3 protein-coding genes are annotated in these 2,502 nt (G+C 66.5%); 2 read left to right on the top strand and 1 reads right to left on the bottom strand.

Annotated elements, in window-relative coordinates:
• Positions 1-106: 106 nt before the first annotated feature.
• A complete protein-coding gene (locus IRZ30_RS16980; protein WP_294086880.1) occupies positions 107-955 on the bottom strand; it encodes a nucleotidyltransferase family protein in 849 nt (282 codons plus the stop codon).
• 142 nt (positions 956-1,097) lie between these two features.
• Here IRZ30_RS16980 and IRZ30_RS16975 point away from each other — a divergent pair, with 142 nt between their 5' ends.
• Both IRZ30_RS16975 and IRZ30_RS16970 read left to right on the top strand, forming a co-directional pair.
• Positions 1,098-1,874 carry a metallophosphoesterase gene (locus IRZ30_RS16975; RefSeq protein WP_294086878.1) on the top strand — a complete coding sequence of 259 codons (777 nt, stop codon included), beginning with the start codon at positions 1,098-1,100 and terminating at the stop codon, positions 1,872-1,874.
• A gap of 125 nt (positions 1,875-1,999) precedes the next feature.
• Positions 2,000-2,502 (top strand): superoxide dismutase (locus IRZ30_RS16970; protein WP_294086877.1); only part of this gene is annotated, 503 nt, incomplete at its 3' end.

Genomic DNA, 2,502 nt, shown 5'->3' with positions numbered 1-2,502 from the left:
TGCGTCATGCGTCACTCGTCATCCGGCATGCGTGATACTCCCCTTTCCCCTCGTGGGAGAGGGGCCGGGGGTGAGGGGGGACGCATGACGCATGACGCATGACGCATCACGTATCACGAAACCGCTTCCCGTGCACCCGATCCTGCTCGACGAGCGCCTGGTCGGCAGCCCGCTGCTCGACGACCTCCTCAGGTGGGAGATCGCGGCGGCGCGCGACGTGCTCGCGCGGATCGGACTCGCCCCAGTGATGAATGTCCACGAGGTAGGAGAAACGGTCGAGGAGCGGCCCGCGGAAGGAAACCTCGGGGCGCGCGGGCGTGCGCAGGTCGTCCTGCAGCCGCGCAATCAGGTACTCGACCACCCAGGTCGGGACCAACGAGCGGGCCTCGGGGTAGACAAAGCGGTAATAGTGGATGTAGACGCTCAGCAGCTCCCAGTGGTCGGCGTAGCGGTCGAGGAGGTGCTGCCAGTCGATCCGGTCGTGGGCGCGGCGGATCAGGTGCGCGATGTCGGCGCCGTCGAACCGCTCTCGCCCGGCCACGTACGACTTGGCCCAGATCAGGTCGGTGATGGCCAGGACCGATGTGTCCAGGCCGAAAATCCGTAGCGGCTCTGCCGCATCGAACCAGCTATCGTCCACCGGTTGGAGCCAGTTCCCGAACCCTGAGATCACGTCGACGACCACATCGCCGTCGACTGCCTTTGCCAGCCAGTGCGATGCCAGGATCTCCACCCGGAACCCGGCATTGGCGAGCGCGACCAGCGCCGGGTCGCGGTCTTCGGGTCGCAGGAAGAGGTCGAGATCTTTCGTGTTCCGCCAGAGTCCAGTGTAGTGATAGACCGCCAGCGCCCCAGCCACCAGATACGGCACGCCCGCGTCCTGGAGCGTCCGCATGGCGCGCGTGTAGATGGCCTGGACTTCGGCCGGCAGGTCGTGTTGCATGCTCATCTGCATGCCCAGCCCTCCGTCCCACCCGGCTCCGTTGCCGGGTTGCGCGTGCCAATGCAAGTCACGTACCGCCGCCGTGGTCCGATTCGTGCAGCATGCGGGCAGACGGGCCGGGAACGCCGTATCCCACACGTAGGCGGAGAGCGCTGTGATTCGACTGGCCGCGATTGGCGACATCCACACCCGCAAGGGCACGGAAGCCGAGCTGCGGAAGTTGTTCGATTTCGTCCGGGAGGAAGCCGACCTGCTCCTCCTCGCGGGCGACCTGACCGACAGCGGTGTGGCGGACGAGGCCCGGGTGCTCGCCTCGCTGCTTGACTGCGAGCATCTCCCCGTCGTCGCCGTCCTGGGCAACCACGACTGCCACCACAACCAGCAGGAGATCATCCAGGAGATCCTCGAAGCATGTGGGGTCGTCGTGCTCGACGGCGACGGCTGGGTGTTCGAACGCGCCGGGGTGCGCCTCGGCCTGGCCGGCTGCATCGGTTTCGGCGGCGGCTTCCGGCCGTACAACCTCGAGCCCTTCGGTGAGACGGCCTGGAAGGTGCTCTACGACAAGGTCATCGAGGAGAGCCGCAAACTCGACCGCGGGCTGACCGCGGTCGCGGGCTGCGACTACCGCGTCGCGCTGACGCACTACAGCCCCACCGCCGACACCATGGGTGACGAACCGCCGGCGCTGCACCCCTACCTGGGGTCGAGCGAACTGGGGCAGGCGCTCGAACGCCACCAGGTGCTCTTCGCCGTCCACGGCCACGCCCATCGCGGCCGGTCGGAGGGGTGCACCGACCAGGGCATCCCGGTCTACAACGTCGCGCTGCCGGTCGTCCGGCGACCGGTGATCTGGCGCTTCGACCCGAGGCGCGAGGACACGGTCGTGGAGCCGATCCTCGTCGGCTCGGACGGCCCACCGAGCGATGGGTAACGGCGCGGGAGTGCGTACGGTCTGGTTTCTGAACCATCTTGTGTGATAATGGGAGGTGCGACGGATCCGGGCCCCAAGGCGCTCGGCCCGCATGGCTGATCGATCGTTACCAAGGAGGGAAGGTTATGGCCTACCAGGCGATCGAGTTGCCCTACGCGTACAACGCGCTGGAGCCGCACATCGACGAAGCGACCATGCGCTACCACCACGACAACCACTACATGACCTATGTCAACAACTACAACAACGCCATCAAGGGCCACTCCAACCTGGAGAACATGAGCGCCGAGGATGTCCTGCGCAACATCAATCAGGTGCCGGAGGACATCCGGACGGCCGTCCGCAACAACGGGGGCGGTGCGGTCAACCACACCATGTTCTGGGAGATCATGGGCCCGAACAAGGGTGGCGAGCCGACCGGTGAGCTGGCGGACGCCATCAAGCAGGCGTTCGGTGACTTCGCCTCCTTCAAGGACGAGTTCACCAAGGCGGCGCTCGGGCGCTTCGGCAGCGGCTGGGCCTGGCTGGTGTGGCGCAACGGCAAGCTCGAGGTCATGAGCACGGCGAACCAGGACAGCCCCCTGATGGACGGCCTCTACCCGATCATGGGCCTGGACGTCTGGGAGCA

The organism is Sphaerobacter sp., from assembly GCF_019683595.1.
Classification (GTDB): Bacteria; Chloroflexota; Chloroflexia; order Thermomicrobiales; family Thermomicrobiaceae; genus Sphaerobacter.
This window is presented reverse-complemented; position numbering and strand designations above follow the sequence as displayed.